Raw genomic sequence first — 16,174 nt, 5'->3', positions numbered from 1 at the left:
CTGCTCGCGCCGCCCGCGTCGTCGCGGGCGGAGGTTCAGGCGCTCAGCGGGAACTCCCGGCCCAGCGCCTCGAAGACGGCGGTGTTCAGCGCGAACGCCCGCCGGCACTCCTCGATCACCCGCTGCTTCTCCAGGTCGTCCACCGGCAGCGCGTCCAGCAGCGAGCGGTACTCCCGCTTGAAGGCGGCGGGGTTGCCGATGGCCTCGAAGACGTAGAAGCGCACGCCGTCGCCCTTGCGCTCGAAGCCCCAGGTCTTCTCGGCGGTGCCGCGGATGATCTGGCCGCCGGAGAGGTCGCCCAGATAGCGGGTGTAGTGGTGGGCCACATAGCCGGCGGGCCAGGTGCGGGCGCAGTCCTCGATGCGGGCCGCGTACGCCGCCGTGGCGGGCAGCGGCACCAGGTCCGTACGCCAGCCGGGGCCGCCCAGGTGGGCCAGGTCCCGCTCCAGCTGGGCGGCGCGGGCCAGCTCGGGCCGTATGAACGGACCGGCGACGGGGTCGGCGGACAGGGCCCCGGACCCGGCCTCCAGGGCCTGGTAGACGAACCAGAGCTGTTCGGTGTAGCGGCGGTAGGCGGCGAGTCCGAGCCGGCCACCGAGCATGTCGCTCATGAACGACGTGTTCTCGGCCTCCGTGTGCTGCTGGTGGGAGGCGGTGCGGATCAGCGTGGAGAACGGGGTCGGGGCGGGCGCGTCCAAGAGGACCTCCGGTGACCGAGGAGACGGGAAGGGCGGAGGGAACGGGCGGAAACGGATGCGCCGGGGCGCGCCGTCTCCTCCCATCCTCCCCACTTAGGCTTACCTAAGTCAATCGCTTCCCGACATGCTGTCGGTAAAAACTCTACGGAAGCGTCAGGATCTCCGCACCCGTGTCCGTCACCACGAGCGTGTGCTCGAACTGGGCCGTGCGCTTGCGGTCCTTGGTGACGACCGTCCAGCCGTCCTCCCACATGTCGTACTCGTACGTCCCCAGCGTCAGCATCGGCTCGATCGTGAAGGTCATGCCGGGCTGGATGAGGGTGTCGTGGTGGGGGCTGTCGTAGTGGGGGACGATCAGGCCCGAGTGGAAGGACGAGTTGATGCCGTGGCCGGTGAAGTCGCGGACGACGCCGTAGCCGAAGCGCTTGGCGTACGACTCGATGACCCGGCCGATGATGTTGACGCGGCGGCCGGGCTTGACCGCCTTGATGGCCCGGTTGAGCGCCTCGCGGGTCCGCTCGACGAGCAGGCGCGACTCCTCGTCGACGTCGCCGCACAGGTAGGTGGCGTTGTTGTCGCCGTGCACGCCGCCGATGAAGGCCGTCACGTCGAGGTTCACGATGTCGCCGTCGCGCAGGACGGTGGAGTCCGGGATGCCGTGGCAGATGACCTCGTTGATCGACGCGCACAGCGACTTGGGGAAGCTGCGGTAGCCGAGCGTGGAGGGGTACGCGCCGTGGTCGCACATGTACTCGTGCGCGACCCGGTCCAGCTCGTCCGTGGTGACGCCCGGCGCGATGTGCTTGGCCGCCTCCTCCATCGCCCGCGCGGCGATGCCGCCGGCGATCCGCATCTTCTCGATCGTCTCGGCGTCCTGGACCTCGGGGCCGGTGTACGGGGTGGGCGCGGCCTTGCCCACGTACTCGGGCCGCGGGATCGAGGCGGGGACGGAACGGGTGGGGGAGAGCGTCCCCGGGACAAGAAGCGACTGGCCAGACATGTCAGCGAGTGTAGCCAGGGCCCATCGGGGACCATTGCCGCGAGAGCCGAACGCGAGGACGAGGAGGAGGCCCCGATGGCCCTGTTCAAGAAGCGCCAGGCCGGCAAACCTGGCGAGTGGTACTACTGCCTCAAGCACGGCACGGTGGAGGAGGGCCCGGAGTGCCGGGCGGCGGACCGGCTGGGGCCGTACGGGACCCGGCAGGAGGCGTCGCACGCGATGGAGACGGCGCGCGAGCGGAACGAGGAGTGGCGCGAGGACCCGCGCTGGAACGACGACGCCCCCGGCGGCGGGGGCAAGGAGGGCTGAGGCGCGGGCGCCGGCCGGGGCCGCGGGTGCGGCCCGGCCGGCGCCCGAGGCGTGACGGGCGCGGGGCTCAGGCGGCCGTCGTCACCGCCTCCGCGGCCTTGCGCTCGCGCATCCGCACCGCGTGCTCGTCCGTGCGCTGGTCGTAGGACATCAGCTTCGGCAGCGACACCGCCAGCAGCCCCACCGACGCCACGCACGCCAGGCCGCCCGCCCACACCGAGGTCCGGACGTTGGTCAGCGCGGCCGTGCCGCCCGCGCGGACCTGGCCCAGCTGCGGGCCCACGGAGTAGGACAGCAGCTCGATGCCCGCCAGCCGGCCGCGCAGCTCGTCGGGGATCGTCTGGTCCCAGATCGCCGAGCGGAACAGCCCGCTCACCGTGTCGCAGGCGCCGGCCGCGGCCAGGAACAGCAGCACCAGCCAGATGTTGTGCATCCAGCCCGCCACCGCCATGGCCAGGCCCCAGCCGGCGGCCGCGTAGACCACCATCCGGCCGTGCCGGTCGACGCGCGAGACCCACCCGCTGGTCAGGGTCACCCCCAGCGAGCCCACCGCGCCGGCCCCGTACATCAGGCCCAGCGCCCACCGCGCGTCCAGGTCGTCGGCGAGGAACGGGAAGATCGCCGTGGGGAAGGCGAAGAACATCGCCGCCATGTCGATCGCGTACGTGCCCAGCAGCTCCTTGCGGCTCCACGCGTAGCGCGCGCCCTCCAGGACGCCGCGCAGCGAGGGCTTCTCTGCGTCGTGCGAGGCGGGGGAGGGGGCGAGCCGGAAGGCGAGCAGCACGGAGAGGGCGTACGAGGCGACGTCCAGGGCGTAGGCGAAGCCCAGGCCGGAGAAGGCGATCACCACGCCCGCGACCGAGGGGCCGGCGATGGCGCCGACCTGCCAGCGCAGCGAGTTCAGGGCGATGGCGGCGGGCAGCTGGTCGTGGGCGACGATCCTCGGCACGATCGCCTGCAGCGCCGGGCGCTGCAGGCCGGTCAGGGCGCTGACCAGCGCGGCCACCACGTACAGCGGCCAGATCATCGGATGCGGCAGCAGGGTGTTGAGCAGCAGCATCGCGCTCAGGACGCCGAGCCCGGCCTCCGTCCACAGGATCAGCTTGCGGCGGTCCATAGCATCGGCGAGCGCTCCGCCGTAGAGGCCGAAGACGATCAGCGGGACGAGCTCGACCGCGCCGATCGCGCCGACCGCGAGCGTCGAGCCGGTGAGCTCCTTCAGCTGCAGCGGCACCGCGACGAAGGTCAGGAAGCTGCCGAAGACCGTCACCAGCCCCGCCAGCCACATGCGGCGGAAGTCGGCCGAGGCGTGCCAGGGGGTCAGGTCGGGCAGCAGGGCGCGCAGACGGCCGACGGGAGAGGGACTGGGGGAGGGGGATGGTGCTCGCTCACGGGGCACCATGGTGCGGGTGGGGTAGGGCCCGGGCAAAACGTTTTTTCCGGTCAGGCGGCGCCGGCCGGCCGCCGGGGCGTCACCACCGGTCCGGCGGTGGCGCGGTGAGCTGGTCGGCGAGGCGGGCCAGGCGGTCGCGGAAGCGGCGGCCGCGCGCGGCGGGCGGGGCGTTCTCCCCGGCCGCGGCGCTGACCAGGTGCTGGACGGTCTCCAGGTCGAGCTCCGCCGACGCCGGCACGGCCAGCGCGTCGTGCGCGAGGGTGTGGAGGTCGCCGTGCCGGGCGTCGTCGCGGCCGTCGAGGGCCAGCACCGTCGCCCCGCCGCGCCGGGCGTCGTGCACCCGCTCCAGCAGCCCCTCCCCGGGCCGCTCCGGCGCCACCACCAGCAGCGTCTCCCCGCGCCGGGCCGCCTCGAGCCGGCCCAGCCCGATCGACAGATGCGCGGGCGCGCCGGCCGGTACCCGGTGGCGCACCAGCGTGGGGCACAGCTCCGCGGCCCCGGACCAGGCGGCCTCCTCGTCCAAGTGGGCGGCCAGGTGCCAGGGCTCGTACGCCGCGGTCCCCACCAGCAGTAGCCCCCCGCCGTGGGCGCCGACCGACGTCCGCAGCGTCCCCGCGAAGCCACGGGCGGCCCGCAGCCACTCGGTTCCGGCGAGTGCCTCGCGCAGCAGTGCGACCCGTACGGCGTCCATGCGCCGCATCCTGCCCCAACCGCCGCACGGAGAAGTGGAGTTGCCGGGCGCCTCACCCGTTCGGGCGCGCGGGCCGGCCGGGGTCCGGCGCACCGGGGCCCGGCCGAGGGGGAAAGCGGCGTGACAGTATCGCCGTCATGACTACTTCTGATGACGTGAAGGACGTGAAGAAGGCCCCGGCCAAGGACCCTTGGGACCTTCCCGATGTATCCGGCCTGGTGGTCGGCGTGCTCGGCGGCACCGGCGATCAGGGTCGCGGTCTGGCCTACCGGCTGGCCAAGGCCGGCCAGAAGGTGATCATCGGATCGCGGGCGGCCGAGCGGGCCCGCACCGCGGCCGAGGAGCTGGGCCTGGGCATCGAGGGCCTGGACAACGCCGAGTGCGCGCGCCGCAGCGACATCGTGATCGTCGCCGTGCCGTGGGACGGCCACGCCAAGACCCTCGAGGCGCTGCGCGAGGAGCTCGCCGGCAAGCTCGTCGTCGACTGCGTCAACCCGCTCGGCTTCGACAAGCAGGGCGCCTACGCCCTCAAGCCCGAGGAGGGCAGCGCCGCGCAGCAGGCCGCCGCGCTGCTGCCCGACTCGCGGGTGACCGCCGCCTTCCACCACCTGTCCGCCGTGCTGCTCTCCGACCCGGAGATCGAGGAGATCGACACCGATGTGATGGTGCTCGGCGAGAAGCGGGCCGACACCGACATCGTGCAGGCGCTGGCCGGCCGTATCCCCGGCATGCGCGGCGTCTTCGCGGGCCGGCTGCGCAACGCCCACCAGGTGGAGTCGCTGGTCGCCAACCTGATCTCCGTCAACCGCCGCCACAAGGCGCACGCGGGTCTGCGCGTCACCGACGTCTGACGCGGTCCGGGGCATGGGGGACAATGACCGGGATCGTACGCACATGCGTCCCCGGACAGGAGCCGCCCCCATGCCCCGCCTCGCCCTCTACGCCCTCGCCGTGTGCGCCCTCTCGATCGCGGCGGCCGTCGTCTCGTTCGCCCGGGGCAGCTGGCTGGGCATCGTCTGGATCCTGCTCCTCGGCGTCTCGTCGAACATCGCCTGGTACTACGTGCGCAAGGCGAAGAACGACAAGGCGGCGGAGCAGGGCCGCGTCACGGGTTGAGCGACTCTATGGAGTTGCCCTCCCAGAAGCGGAACAGTCGCTGACCGTTCCAGGTGTCCCAGTCGCTGACGCCCAGGGCCCGCAGCACCTCGTCGATCATGTCGAAGAAGGCGTGGTTGACCTCGGGGATCCACAGGAAGCCGAAGACCGCGAGCAGCCCGAACGGCGCGAAGGAATCGAGCTGGCGGCGGATGCCGTACGGCAGCCAGGGCTCGATCACCCCGTAGCCGTCGAGGCCGGGGACGGGCAGGAAGTTCAGGATCGCGGCGGTCACCTGCAGCAGGGCCAGGAACCCGAGGGCGTAGCGGAGGTCCTCCGGCACGCCGTCCAGGGCGTCCAGCCAGAACGGGGCGGTGACCACGAGCGCGAAGACGACGTTCGTCAGCGGGCCGGCGGCCGAGATCAGGCTGTGCTTCCAGCGGCTGCGGATGCGGTGGCGCTCGATGAAGACCGCGCCGCCGGGCAGGCCGATGCCACCCATGATCACGAAGATCACCGGCAGCACGATGCTCAGCAGGGCGTGGGTGTAGGCGAGCGGGTTGAGCGTGAGGTAGCCCCTGGCCTCGACGGAGATGTCGCCGCCGTGCAGGGCGGTGCGCGCGTGCGCGTACTCGTGCAGGCAGAGCGAGACGATCCAGGCCGAGGTCACGAACAGGAACACGGGAAAGCCCTGGTTCGCCGCGAAGCCGGTCCACACCGCCCATATGGAGACCGCCATGATGGCGACGAGGGCGAGGAAGACGGGGCTGATGCGCCGCTCGCCGCGGGTCGCTTCGGATGCCATGTCTGAGTGCTCCTGGGGAGGGGAGGCCGCCGGGTACGCCCGGGGCGCGCGGATGTACCGGGCGACGGTACTCGGTGGGGGACGATATTTCGTAGCGCGAGGTTCGCGCGGGGGGAGAATAAGGCAGTGCGTTACGGCATCCTCGGCAGTACCCAGGTCCACACCGACGACGGGAACCCCGTTCCCCTCGGGGGCGCCCGCCTGCGCGGGCTGCTGGCCGCGCTGGCCCTGCACCCCGGCCGGGTGCTGGGCGTCCAGGCGCTGATCGACGAGATCTGGGACGGCGAGCCGCCCGCCGACGCCACGGGCGCCCTGCAGGCGCTCGTCGGCCGGCTGCGGCGGGCCGTCGGGCACGCGACGGTCGCCTCCGCCGACGGCGGGTACCGGCTGTGCGCCGAGCCGGACGACGTCGACCTGCACCGTTTCGAGCGGCTCGCCGACGAGGGCGAGCGGGCGCTGGCCGACGCCGACCCCGCCAAGGCGGCCGCGCTCCTCGACGACGCCCTCGCCCTCTGGCGCGGCCCGGCCCTCGCCGACCTGCCCGCCCGCACGGCCACGGCGGCCCGCTGCGCCGCCCGCCGCCTCGCCGCCCGCCGCGGCCGCCTGGCCGCCGACGTCGCCCTCGGCAACGCCGCCGCGGCCCTGCCGGCCCTCGCCGAGCTCTGCGACGCCCACCCCCTGGACGAGCCCCTCCAGGCGCTGCGCCTGCGCGCCCTGCGCGCCGCCGGCCGCCCGGCGCAGGCGCTGGCCGCGTACGCCGACCTCGCCCGCACCCTGGCCGACCGGCTGGGCACCGACCCCGGCCCCGAGCTGCGCGCCCTGCACTCCGAGTTGCTCGCGGCCCCGGCGGAGCCGGCCGGCTCCACGGGCCATGAGGCGCAGGCGGGCACGGGTGAGGCGGGCGGACGCGCCACCGGCCGGGCGCCGGACGGTCCGTACGCCGGCACCGCCGCACCGTCCGCCGCACCGGACGCCGCCGTGCCCCCGCCCGGCAATCTGCGGGCGCGGCTCACCTCCTTCGTCGGCCGGGAGGACGACCTCGCCCTGATCCGGGAGGACCTCGGGCGGCACCGGCTGGTGACGCTGCTGGGGCCCGGCGGGGCCGGGAAGACGAGGCTGTCGCAGGAGGCCGCCGAGGCCGCCGCCGCGGCGGGGGAGCGGTGGCCCGACGGGGTGTGGTTCGCCGAGCTCGCGCCCGTCGACGATCCGGAGACCGTGCCCGAGGCGGTGCTGACCACGCTCGGGGCGCGCGAGACCGTGGTGCGCGGCACGACCGCCGAGGGACTGCGGGCCGCCACCGACGCCACCGCGCTCGACCCCCTCGGACGGCTCGCCGAACACTGCGCGCGCCGCCGGATGCTGCTCGTGCTGGACAACTGCGAGCACGTCGTCGGCGCGGCCGCCCGGCTCGCCGAGACGCTCCTCGCCCACTGCCCCGGCGTCGCCGTGCTCGCCACCAGCAGGGAACCCCTCGCCGTGCCCGGCGAGCTGGTGCGGCCCGTCGAGCCGCTGCCCGACCCCGTGGCCCTGCGGCTGCTCGCCGACCGGGGCGCCGCCGCCCGGCCCGGCTTCCGGGTGGAGGACGACCCCGCCGCGTCCGCCGAGATCTGCCGCCGGCTGGACGGGCTGCCGCTCGCCATCGAGCTCGCCGCCGCCCGGCTGCGGCTGCTCACCCCGCGCGGGCTCGCCGACCGCCTCGACGACCGCTTCCGGCTGCTGACCTCCGGCAGCCGCACCGTCCTGCCCCGCCAGCAGACGCTGAGAGCCGTGGTCGACTGGTCCTGGGACCTGCTCGACGAGCCCGAACGCGCCGTGCTGCGCCGCCTGTCCGTCTTCTCCGGCGGATGCGACCTCGCGGCCGCCGAGGAGGTGTGCGCCGACGGCACGGCCGTCGACGCCCTGGACGTACCGGTCCTGCTCGGCTCGCTGGTCGACAAGTCGCTGGTGGTCGCGGCCCCCGCCGCCGACGGCCAGATGCGCTACCGGCTGCTGGAGACCGTCGGGGAGTACGCCGGCGAGCGGCTGGACGAGGCCGGCGAGCGGGCCGCGGTCGAACGGCTCCACCTCGTCGCCTTCCGCGAACTGGCCCGCACCGCCGACCCCCTGCTGCGCGGCACCGGCCAACGCGCCTGGCTGGAGCGGCTGGAGCTCGAGCACGACAACCTCCGCTCCGCGCTGCGCCGGGCCGTCGCCGCGCGGGACGAGCAGGAGGCGCTGTGCCTGGTGCTGTCCCTGGGCTGGTTCTGGCAGCTGCGCGACCACCGCGCCGACGCCCGGCACTGGTCGGAGGCCGCCGCGGCCCTCGGCCCGGACCCCTTCGCCGAACCGGTCGCGCCCGCCCCGCCCCTCCACGTCACCTGCACGGAGACGCCCCGCCGATGGCGCCCGACCTGCTTCAGGAGGCGCGCCGCGGCGTCCGGCTGATCGCGATCTCCAACGTGGACGCCAACATGCGCGAGATCGGCACCCCCGAGATGCAGCGGCTGCTGCGCGGCATCGTCACCGCCTACGGCGACGGCCAGCCGCAGAACTGCCGGGTGCCGGGCATGATGTGGTACTACGCGGTCCTGATGACCGGCGCCGCCGACGACATGTACGCGATCCTGGACGGCGCCGTGGAACGCTGCCGCCGCCTCGGCTTCCGGTGGGAGCTCGCCAACATGCTCCAGCTGCGCGCCAAGGTGCTCAACGACAGCCCCGACCGCCTGGGCCAGGGCATCACGGACGCCGACGAGAGCCTGGAGCTCTTCCGCGACCTCGGCGACTCCTGGGGCGTGGCCGAGGCGCTGTCCGGCCGCGGCGAGGCCCTGGAGAAGCACGGCCGGTTCGCGGCCGCCGCCGCGGACTACCGCGAGGCCGTCGACCGGGTCCGCGAGCTGGGCTCGGTCGGTCAGGTGCCGATGCTGCGCGCGCGCCTGGCCACGGTGCTGGCGGAGGACGGGGAGATCGAGCCGGCGGAGGTCGAGCGGATCTACCGCGAGGCGCTCGTCGAGGCCGAGCGGACCGGCCCGGACGCGGCCGCCTTCATCCGCGTCCACCTCGGCATCCTCCTGGGCCGCGGCGGGCGCGCGGCGGAGGCCCGGGAGATCTTCGAGTCGCTGGCCGAGGACTTCGGGGAGCGGGCCATCGCCGTCTTCGAGGCCCTGATGAGCGGGCTGCTGGCCTGGTTGGACACCCTCCAGGGGCGCCCGGCGGACGCGCTGCCCCGGCTGAGGGCCGCCCTGGCGAAGGCCGAGGATCCGCTCAGCGTGCTGATCGCGCCGCAGCTCGCCACGGCCCAGCTGCTCGGCGCCGCCCACGCCTATGCCGTGCTGGGCGGCGAGGACGACGCCCTGCGGGCCGCCCGGCTGCTCGGCGCCTCCGCGGCGCTGCGGCCGGACGTCTTCCACATATCGTCGCTGGAGCGGGAGATCCGCGATGCCGGGGCGGGGGCCGCCCGTGCCGTCATGGGCGCCGAGGCGTACGAGCGCGCATACGCCGAGGGCGCCGGCCTCTCCCTCGCGGAGGCCGCCGCCCTCGTATGACGCGCGTCGCGGTCCGGCGCCGGCGGACCGGGCCCGGTTCGGGTCCGGCCGCCTCAGGTCTTGTTGCGGAACTTCGCGACCGCCAGCGGCGCCGTCACCAGCGTGATGCCCGCGGCCCAGGCCAGCGTCATCCACATCGAGTGGGCGACCGGTCCGCCGCGCATCAGGTGGCGGGAGGCGTCGGCGAGGTTGGACAGCGGGTTGTACTTCGTGAAGCCCTCCAGCCAGCCGGGCATCTTGGCCGTCGGCGCGAAGATCGAGCTGCCGAACTGGAGCGGCATCAGGATGATCATCGCCATGCCCTGGACGGCCTGCGGGGTCTTCAGGGACAGGCCGAGCAGGATGAAGACCCACATCAGCGAGGCGCCGAACACCATGGACAGAGCGACCGCGGCCAGCAGGTGCAGCGGGGTGGTGGTGATGGACAGGCCGAGGGCGAAGCCCATGCCGAGCAGGATGGCGGTGGCGACGAGCATCCGGCCGACCTCGACCACGATCTTCGCGACGAGGACGGAGGACCGGGATATCGGCATGGTGCGGAAGCGGTCCATCACCCCCTTCTTGAAGTCGTCGTTGACGCCTGTGCCGACGGCCATGGCGATGTTCATGCCCTGCATGGCCATCAGGCCGGGCACCAGGTAGTTGAGGTACTCCTGCTCGTGGCCCTTGCCGGCCATCGAGCCGCCGAAGACGTAGGTGAAGAGCAGGATGAAGATGATCGGCATGATCACGGCGTCGAACATCGACTCCGGGTCCGCCTTGATCTGCAGCATGTTGCGCCGCGCGAGCGCCCCGATGTGCCGCACATTGGCCCGCAGGCCGATCCGGCCCTCGTGGGCGGGCGCCGCCGTGGGCGCGCTGACCGTCGCCGCGCTCATGCCGCGACCTCCTGGAACTCGTCGGTGCGGGTGTCCTGTGCCTCGCTCGGGGCGGACGTCTTCTGGCCCGTGACGGCGAGGAAGACCTCGTCGAGGCTGGGCAGGTGGGTGCTGATCCCGGCGAGGGCGAAGCCGCGCTCGCCCAGCAGGCCCACCACGGCGGTCAGCTGCTCGTCGCTGACGATCGGGACGTTGACCACGCCCTCCGTCGCGTCGGCGGTGGCGCCGGCGATGCCGTCCAGCCCGGCGCGGGTGACCTCCGCGGCCAGCCGGTGCAGGTCCGCCGGGTCCGCCGGGCGGACCTGCAGGGTGCGCCCGCCGACCTTGGCCTTCAGCTCGTCGACGCGGCCGCCGGCGATCACCCGGCCGCGGTCGACGACCGTCAGCTCGTGGGCGAGCTGCTCGGCCTCCTCCATGTACTGCGTGGTCAGCAGGACGGTGGTGCCCTCGCCGACCATCCGCTGCACCTCCTCCCACACCTCGTTGCGGGTGCGGGGGTCGAGGCCGGTGGTGGGCTCGTCCAGATAGAGCACGGAGGGCCGGCCGATCATGGAGGCGGCCAGGTCGAGGCGGCGGCGCATGCCGCCGGAGTAGTTCATGGCGGGCCGCTTGGCGGCCTCGGTCAGGGAGAAGCGCTCCAGCATCTCGTCCGCCCGCCGCCGGGCGTCCTTGCGGGAGAGGTCGAGCAGCCGCCCGATCATGTAGAGGTTCTCGCGGCCGGAGAGCTTCTCGTCGACGGAGGCGTACTGGCCGGTGAGCCCGATGACCCGGCGCAGCTGCCGGGGCTGGCGCACCACGTCGTAGCCGGCGACGCGGGCGGTGCCCGCGTCCGGCCGGATGAGGGTGGACAGGCAGCGCACCAGGGTGGTCTTGCCCGCGCCGTTGGGGCCGAGGACACCGAGGACGGTGCCCTCGCGTACGTCCAGGTCGACTCCGTCCAGGGCCTTCGTCTCGCCGAAGTGCTTGACCAGGCCCCGGACTTCGACGGCGTTCCCGCCGCGTGCCGGGATGTCTTTTCGCGTCATGCCGACTACGGTGCCAGCCCCCGCCGACACCGCGTCGACAATTTTCCGGCGGTGGGGGCCGGGCGCCGACAGAGCGCCGACAGGCCGCCGACACGGCGCCGGCGGGCCGGCCGGCGCCCGGTCCCCACGGGGCGGATCAGTGGAAGGAGTGCTCCTCGGCCGGGTACGCCCCGCCGACGACGTCCTCCGCGAACGCCTTGGCCGCGTCGCCCAGCGCCTCGCGCAGCCGTGCGTACTGCTTGACGAAGCGCGGCACCCGGCCGTCCGTCATGCCGGCCATGTCGGTCCACACCAGCACCTGGGCGTCGCACTCGGCGCCGGCGCCGATGCCCACCGTGGGGATGTGCAGCACGCGGGTGACCTCGGCGGCCAGCTCCGCCGGGACCAGCTCCAGCACGACCGCGAAGGCGCCCGCGTCCTGGACGGCCTTGGCGTCGCGCAGCAGCTGTGCCGCCGCCTCCTCGCCGCGCCCCTGCACGGGGTAGCCGCCGTAGGCGTTGACGGACTGGGGGGTCAGGCCGATGTGCGCCATGACCGGGATGCCGGCCTGGACCAGCAGCTCGATCTGGTGGGCCGACCGCTCGCCGCCCTCCAGCTTGACCGCGCCGACGCCCGCCTCCTTCACCAGCCGGGTGGCGCTGCGCAGCGCCTGCACCGGGCCCTCCTGGTACGAGCCGAAGGGCAGGTCGCCGACGACCAGGGCGCGCCGGGTGCCCCGTACGACGGCGGCCGACAGAAGGGTGATCTCGTCCATGGTGACGGGCACCGTGGACTCGTAGCCGAGGTGACAGTTGCCCATGGAGTCGCCCACGAGCATGACGGGGATGCCGGCCTCGTCGAAGACGGAGGCGGTCATCGCGTCGTAGGCGGTGAGCATGGGCCACTTCTCGCCGCGCTCCTTGGCGGCGGCGATGTCACGGACGGTGATGCGTCGAGAGCTCGTTCCGCCGTACAGCGACTTGGGGTTCTTCGCGCCGCTGTCGGGCGCCTTCACGGCATGCGTCATGGCCATGGCTCCTGTATGTGTCGTCTCGAGGCGCCCTGACGGCGTCCCCGGATCACCTCCATGCTGACACGGCCCGGGCGGGCGCGGAAGTGAACCCCGGGTACGGCCGGAAGGGTGGCCGGCGGCGGCCGTGCGCGCGGCGTCCGTAAAGTCCTTCCCATACGAGACGGGACCGTTCCGGAAGTGTCCTAGGGTGGTCCGCATGGCAACCCCCGACACCGCCGCCCCGCCGCCGCGCAAGGTCCCCGAGGCCGTGCACCGCAGGCGCTGGGCCGTCCTGGCCGTGCTGCTGTGCAGCCTGCTCGTGGTCGTCCTGGGCAACTCCGTCCTCAACGTCGCGATGAAGACCATCGCCGCGCCCGCGCCCGAGGGGCTGGGTGCGACCCAGAGCGAGCTGGAGTGGGCGATCAACGCCTACACGCTCGTCTTCGCCGGCATGCTGTTCACCGCCGGCCTGCTCGGCGACCGGTGGGGCCGCAGGCGGGTCCTGATCTTCGGCATGGCCGTCTTCGGCGTCGGCTCCGCGCTCGCCTCCATGGCCGGCTCCCCCGAGGAACTCATCGCCTTCCGCGCCCTCATGGGCTTCGGCGGGGCGTTCGTGATGCCCTCGACGCTCGCGATCATCGTCAACGTCTTCGAGCGGGAGGAGCAGCCCAAGGCCATCGGCATCTGGGCCGGCGCGGTCGGGCTCGCCATCGCCATAGGGCCGATCACCGGCGGGCTGCTGCTCAGCCACTTCTGGTGGGGCTCGGTCTTCCTGATCAACATCCCGATCGTCACCGCCGTCCTGATCGCGATGGTGGTGCTCGTGCCGGACTCGAAGAACCCCCGGCCCGGCCGGCTCGACCCGCTCGGGGTGCTGCTGTCCGTCGTCGGGCTCGTCCTGCTGGTGTACGGCATCATCAAGGGCGGCCAGCTCGCCGACTTCACCGTGCCCGAGGTCTACGGGACGGCCGGGGGCGGCCTGCTCGTGCTCGTCCTGTTCGTCCTGCACGAGCGGCGCAGCAGCCACCCCGCCATGGACGTGCGCTACTTCCGCAACCCGGCCTTCTCGGCGGCCGTCGCCTCGCTGGCGCTGGTCTTCTTCGGGCTGATGGGCGTCACGTTCTTCATGGTCTTCTACCTCCAGAGCGCGCGCGGCTTCACCCCGCTGCAGAGCGGGCTGCTGATGCTGCCGCTCGCCGCCGCCCAGATGATCTTCGCGCCGCGTACCCGGATCGTCGTCGAGCGGTTCGGCGCGCGCGCCGTGTGCACCGGCGGCATGGTCGTCATGGCCGCGACGATGGCCGGCTACGCCCTGCTGGACACCGACACCCCCCTGTGGGTCCTGGAGGTCCTCTTCCTCTTCCAGGGCGCCGCGATGGCCCACATCACGCCGCCCGCCACCGTCTCGATCATGCAGTCGCTGCCCCGCGAGAAGGCCGGCTCCGGCTCGGCGGTGAACAACACCTTCCGCCAGATCGGCGGCGCCCTCGGGGTCGCCGTGCTCGGCTCGGTGCTCTCCACCGTCTACCGCGACGGCGTCTCCGACCGCCTCGCGGCCGTCCCCGGCCTGAGCGAGGAGGCCCGGCACACGGCCGGCGAGTCCATCGAGGCCACCCTCACCGTCGCCCGGGGCCTCGGCCCGGCGGGACGCGAGCTCGTCGGCCCGGCCCATGACGCCTTCATCCACGCCATGCACGTCACCGTCCTCGGCGCCAGCGCCTTCGCCCTGCTCGGGGCCCTGGTCGCGGTGCTCTTCCTGCCCGCCAAGGGCGCGGCCCGCGCCACGGCCGGCGCGGCCGGCCCGGCCCCCCGGGCGCGGCAGACCGAGGCGGAGAGCGGGGCGGAGGGATGACGGGCGAGGGCACCACGAGCGCGTCGGCCGGGGCGCCGGCCGAGCGCCGCGGCCGGCCGCGCAGCCCGGCCGTCGACACCGCCGTCGTCGAGACGGTGCTGCGGCTGCTCGAGGACGGCGTCGGCGTCGCCGAGCTGTCCATGGAGCGCATAGCCCGCGAGGCGGGCGTCGGCAAGGCCACCGTCTACCGGCGCTGGGCGGGCAAGGAGGCGCTGATGCTCGACGTGCTGCGCTCCCTCGACGAGGCCGTGCCCGGCCCTGCCGGCGCCTGTGTGCGCGACGACCTCGTCGCCCTCCTGGAGTTCCTGCGCCGGCGCGGCCTGGCCAAGCGCTCCTCCGCCGTGCTGCGCACGGTCGTCGCCCAGGTGCAGGCGCGGCCCGCGCTGTGGGCCGAGTACCACGACACGGTCGTGGCGGCCCGGCGCGAGGCGTTCGAGGCGGTGCTGCGCCGCGGCATGGCGAGCGGGGAGATCCGCGCCGACCTCGACACCGAACTCCTCACCGACCTCTTCGTGAGCCCGATGCTCTCCCGCGCGCTGTTCCACGAGTGGCGGGAGCTGCCGGAGGGCCTGTCCGAGCGGATCGTGGACACCCTGCTGGAGGGCGTACGGCCCGCGTGAGAGGTACGTGTACGGCGCACGCGGGCGGACTCGCCCGAATGTGCCCGTTGTGTCACAGCACCCGGGCACGCCCCCGTTCGCAGGAACCCGGCCGGGCCGGACGCTCGTCCTCCTCCCCGACGCCCCGCCCAGGGGTGTCCGGGTGAGCCCCGCCGCCATGATCACCTATGGTCGGGTGGCGGGGAAGCAGCGACGGAGCAGTGAGGACAGCGGATGCCGCAGGCATACATGGAGGAGACGGGTCTCGAGGGCACGGGTCCGGAGCGGACCGGCTCCGGAGCCCGGCACTTCCTGAGCCGGGAGCGGGAGCAGTGGACAAGCCCGGGCATCTGGCGGCGCGGCGTGATCGTCGCGGCCGTCGCCGTCCTGCTCGCCCTGCTGATGCTGCTGCACGCCGACATCCCCAACAAGGTCGGCAACCTCGGCAGCCTCACCGAGACGTTCCTGCCCTGGCTGGGCCTGCTGATCCCGGTGCTGTTCGGGCTCGCGCTGCTGCGCCGCTCGGCGACGGCCCTCATAGCCCTGCTGCTGCCGGCCGTCATCTGGCTCAACCTCTTCGGCGGCCTGCTCAGCGACAAGTCCGGCAAGGGCGGCGACCTCACCGTCGCCACCCACAACGTCAACGCCCAGAACCCCGACCCCGCCGCCACCGCCCGGGCCCTCGCCGCCTCCGGCGCCGACGTGGTCGCCCTGGAGGAGCTCAGCGACGCCTCCCGCTACGAGCGGGCGATGGCGGACACGTACAAGTACCACGCCGTGCACGGCACGGTCGGGGTATGGAGCAAGTACCCGCTCTCCGACGACCGCCCCGTCGACATCCAGATGGGCTGGACCCGGGCGCTGCGCGCCACCGTCCAGACCCCGCGGGGCCCGGTCGCCGTCTACGTCGCCCACCTGCCGTCGGTCCGCGTGAAGTTCAACGCCGGCTTCACCGCCGGGCAGCGCGACAACAGCGCCGCGGCCCTCGGCCGTGCCATCGCCCGCGAGCCCGTGCGCAAGGTCGTCCTCCTCGGCGACCTCAACGGCACCATGAACGACCGCTCGCTCGCCCCCGTCACCTCGCAGCTGCGCTCCGCGCAGGGCGCGGCCGGCGACGGCTTCGGCTTCAGCTGGCCGGCGAGCTTCCCCATGGCGCGGATCGACCAGATCATGGTGCGCGGCGTGGACCCGGTCTCCGCGTGGACCCTGCCGGCCACGCCGAGCGACCACCTGCCGGTGGCGGCGCGCGTCAAGGTCTGATCCGACGGCCCGTAGGGTGGAGGGCTGCCCACCGCACCCTCCCCCGAAAGGCCC

Annotated in this window: 14 protein-coding genes and 1 pseudogene; 7 read left to right on the top strand and 8 right to left on the bottom strand. The window is 73.7% G+C overall.

All coding sequences use genetic code 11. The annotated features are described in order from the left end of the window. Window positions 1-35 precede the first annotated feature (35 nt). The gene (locus tag J1792_RS29505; RefSeq protein WP_086572554.1) at window positions 36-698 is read right to left on the bottom strand and encodes a biliverdin-producing heme oxygenase; all 663 of its coding nucleotides are present in this window, start codon (window positions 696-698) and stop codon (window positions 36-38) included. A gap of 142 nt (window positions 699-840) precedes the next feature. Continuing rightward, window positions 841-1,698 (bottom strand): type I methionyl aminopeptidase, encoded by an 858-nt coding sequence (gene map, locus J1792_RS29500; RefSeq protein ID WP_207248572.1) that lies wholly within the window; start codon window positions 1,696-1,698, stop codon window positions 841-843. A 75-nt stretch (window positions 1,699-1,773) separates the two neighbouring features. Between map and J1792_RS29495 the strand changes: the two genes are divergently transcribed. Further along, window positions 1,774-2,007 carry a hypothetical protein gene (locus tag J1792_RS29495; protein WP_086572550.1) on the top strand — a complete coding sequence of 78 codons (234 nt, stop codon included), beginning with the start codon at window positions 1,774-1,776 and terminating at the stop codon, window positions 2,005-2,007. Between the two features lie 67 nt (window positions 2,008-2,074). On the opposite strand, the gene J1792_RS29490 is transcribed toward J1792_RS29495, so the two are convergent. Together J1792_RS29490 and J1792_RS29485 are read right to left on the bottom strand one after the other, a co-directional pair. Then, complete coding sequence (locus tag J1792_RS29490; protein ID WP_207248571.1) at window positions 2,075-3,409, bottom strand: MFS transporter; 1,335 nt, start codon at window positions 3,407-3,409, stop codon at window positions 2,075-2,077. Between the two features lie 70 nt (window positions 3,410-3,479). Then, window positions 3,480-4,091, bottom strand: coding sequence for a hypothetical protein (locus J1792_RS29485; RefSeq protein ID WP_086572983.1), 612 nt, complete (start codon window positions 4,089-4,091; stop codon window positions 3,480-3,482). Window positions 4,092-4,228: 137 nt separating this feature from the next. On the opposite strand from J1792_RS29485, the gene npdG reads away from it, so the two are divergent. Together npdG and J1792_RS29475 are read left to right on the top strand one after the other, a co-directional pair. Beyond that, entirely contained in the window at window positions 4,229-4,942 is a 714-nt protein-coding gene (gene npdG, locus J1792_RS29480; protein ID WP_086572985.1) for an NADPH-dependent F420 reductase, read from the top strand. Between the two features lie 70 nt (window positions 4,943-5,012). Beyond that, window positions 5,013-5,207: a hypothetical protein gene (locus tag J1792_RS29475; protein WP_086572986.1), complete on the top strand. Its 195-nt coding sequence runs from the start codon at window positions 5,013-5,015 to the stop codon at window positions 5,205-5,207. Here J1792_RS29475 and J1792_RS29470 read toward each other — a convergent pair. Continuing rightward, window positions 5,197-5,991: a site-2 protease family protein gene (locus J1792_RS29470; protein ID WP_086572988.1), complete on the bottom strand. Its 795-nt coding sequence runs from the start codon at window positions 5,989-5,991 to the stop codon at window positions 5,197-5,199. The genes J1792_RS29475 and J1792_RS29470 overlap by 11 nt on opposite strands. Before the next feature lie 126 nt (window positions 5,992-6,117). Between J1792_RS29470 and J1792_RS29465 the strand changes: the two are divergent. After that, window positions 6,118-9,515: pseudogene (locus tag J1792_RS29465) on the top strand (AfsR/SARP family transcriptional regulator). A gap of 53 nt (window positions 9,516-9,568) precedes the next feature. On the opposite strand, the gene J1792_RS29460 reads toward J1792_RS29465, so the two are convergent. The 3 genes from J1792_RS29460 to panB all read right to left on the bottom strand — a co-directional run bounded on the left by J1792_RS29460 (window position 9,569) and on the right by panB (window position 12,424). Then, complete coding sequence (locus J1792_RS29460; RefSeq protein ID WP_086571847.1) at window positions 9,569-10,393, bottom strand: ABC transporter permease; 825 nt, start codon at window positions 10,391-10,393, stop codon at window positions 9,569-9,571. Beyond that, entirely contained in the window at window positions 10,390-11,418 is a 1,029-nt protein-coding gene (locus tag J1792_RS29455) for an ATP-binding cassette domain-containing protein (RefSeq protein WP_086571849.1), read from the bottom strand. Before J1792_RS29455 ends, J1792_RS29460 begins: the two co-directional genes overlap by 4 nt. Window positions 11,419-11,554: 136 nt before the next feature. After that, window positions 11,555-12,424, bottom strand: coding sequence for a 3-methyl-2-oxobutanoate hydroxymethyltransferase (panB, locus tag J1792_RS29450; protein WP_086571854.1), 870 nt, complete (start codon window positions 12,422-12,424; stop codon window positions 11,555-11,557). A 202-nt stretch (window positions 12,425-12,626) separates the two neighbouring features. Between panB and J1792_RS29445 the strand changes: the two genes are divergently transcribed. The 3 genes from J1792_RS29445 (at window position 12,627) to J1792_RS29435 (ending at window position 16,120) form a co-directional block, all read left to right on the top strand. Further along, on the top strand, window positions 12,627-14,261 hold the full coding sequence (locus J1792_RS29445; RefSeq protein ID WP_086571856.1) for an MFS transporter: 1,635 nt from the start codon (window positions 12,627-12,629) through the stop codon (window positions 14,259-14,261). Next, complete coding sequence (locus J1792_RS29440) at window positions 14,258-14,881, top strand: TetR/AcrR family transcriptional regulator (RefSeq protein ID WP_086571850.1); 624 nt, start codon at window positions 14,258-14,260, stop codon at window positions 14,879-14,881. The genes J1792_RS29445 and J1792_RS29440 overlap by 4 nt, the downstream gene beginning before the upstream one ends. A gap of 213 nt (window positions 14,882-15,094) precedes the next feature. Beyond that, window positions 15,095-16,120 carry an endonuclease/exonuclease/phosphatase family protein gene (locus J1792_RS29435; RefSeq protein WP_086571852.1) on the top strand — a complete coding sequence of 342 codons (1,026 nt, stop codon included), beginning with the start codon at window positions 15,095-15,097 and terminating at the stop codon, window positions 16,118-16,120. Window positions 16,121-16,174 lie beyond the last annotated feature (54 nt).

Source organism: Streptomyces triculaminicus, from assembly GCF_017349075.1.
GTDB classification, from domain to species: Bacteria; Actinomycetota; Actinomycetes; order Streptomycetales; family Streptomycetaceae; genus Streptomyces; species Streptomyces triculaminicus.
This window is presented reverse-complemented; position numbering and strand designations above follow the sequence as displayed.

What these genes read in the sequence shown, in the direction of transcription:
- map (WP_207248572.1), bottom strand. Translation starts at nt 1,698, where the DNA reads ATGTCTGGCCAGTCGCTTCTTGTCCCGGGGACGCTCTCCCCCACCCGT.
- J1792_RS29495 (WP_086572550.1), top strand. Translation starts at nt 1,774, where the DNA reads ATGGCCCTGTTCAAGAAGCGCCAGGCCGGCAAACCTGGCGAGTGGTAC.
- J1792_RS29490 (WP_207248571.1), bottom strand. Translation starts at nt 3,409, where the DNA reads ATGGTGCCCCGTGAGCGAGCACCATCCCCCTCCCCCAGTCCCTCTCCC.
- J1792_RS29485 (WP_086572983.1), bottom strand. Translation starts at nt 4,091, where the DNA reads ATGGACGCCGTACGGGTCGCACTGCTGCGCGAGGCACTCGCCGGAACC.
- npdG (WP_086572985.1), top strand. Translation starts at nt 4,229, where the DNA reads ATGACTACTTCTGATGACGTGAAGGACGTGAAGAAGGCCCCGGCCAAG.
- J1792_RS29475 (WP_086572986.1), top strand. Translation starts at nt 5,013, where the DNA reads ATGCCCCGCCTCGCCCTCTACGCCCTCGCCGTGTGCGCCCTCTCGATC.
- J1792_RS29470 (WP_086572988.1), bottom strand. Translation starts at nt 5,991, where the DNA reads ATGGCATCCGAAGCGACCCGCGGCGAGCGGCGCATCAGCCCCGTCTTC.
- J1792_RS29460 (WP_086571847.1), bottom strand. Translation starts at nt 10,393, where the DNA reads ATGAGCGCGGCGACGGTCAGCGCGCCCACGGCGGCGCCCGCCCACGAG.
- J1792_RS29455 (WP_086571849.1), bottom strand. Translation starts at nt 11,418, where the DNA reads ATGACGCGAAAAGACATCCCGGCACGCGGCGGGAACGCCGTCGAAGTC.
- panB (WP_086571854.1), bottom strand. Translation starts at nt 12,424, where the DNA reads ATGACGCATGCCGTGAAGGCGCCCGACAGCGGCGCGAAGAACCCCAAG.
- J1792_RS29445 (WP_086571856.1), top strand. Translation starts at nt 12,627, where the DNA reads ATGGCAACCCCCGACACCGCCGCCCCGCCGCCGCGCAAGGTCCCCGAG.
- J1792_RS29440 (WP_086571850.1), top strand. Translation starts at nt 14,258, where the DNA reads ATGACGGGCGAGGGCACCACGAGCGCGTCGGCCGGGGCGCCGGCCGAG.
- J1792_RS29435 (WP_086571852.1), top strand. Translation starts at nt 15,095, where the DNA reads ATGCCGCAGGCATACATGGAGGAGACGGGTCTCGAGGGCACGGGTCCG.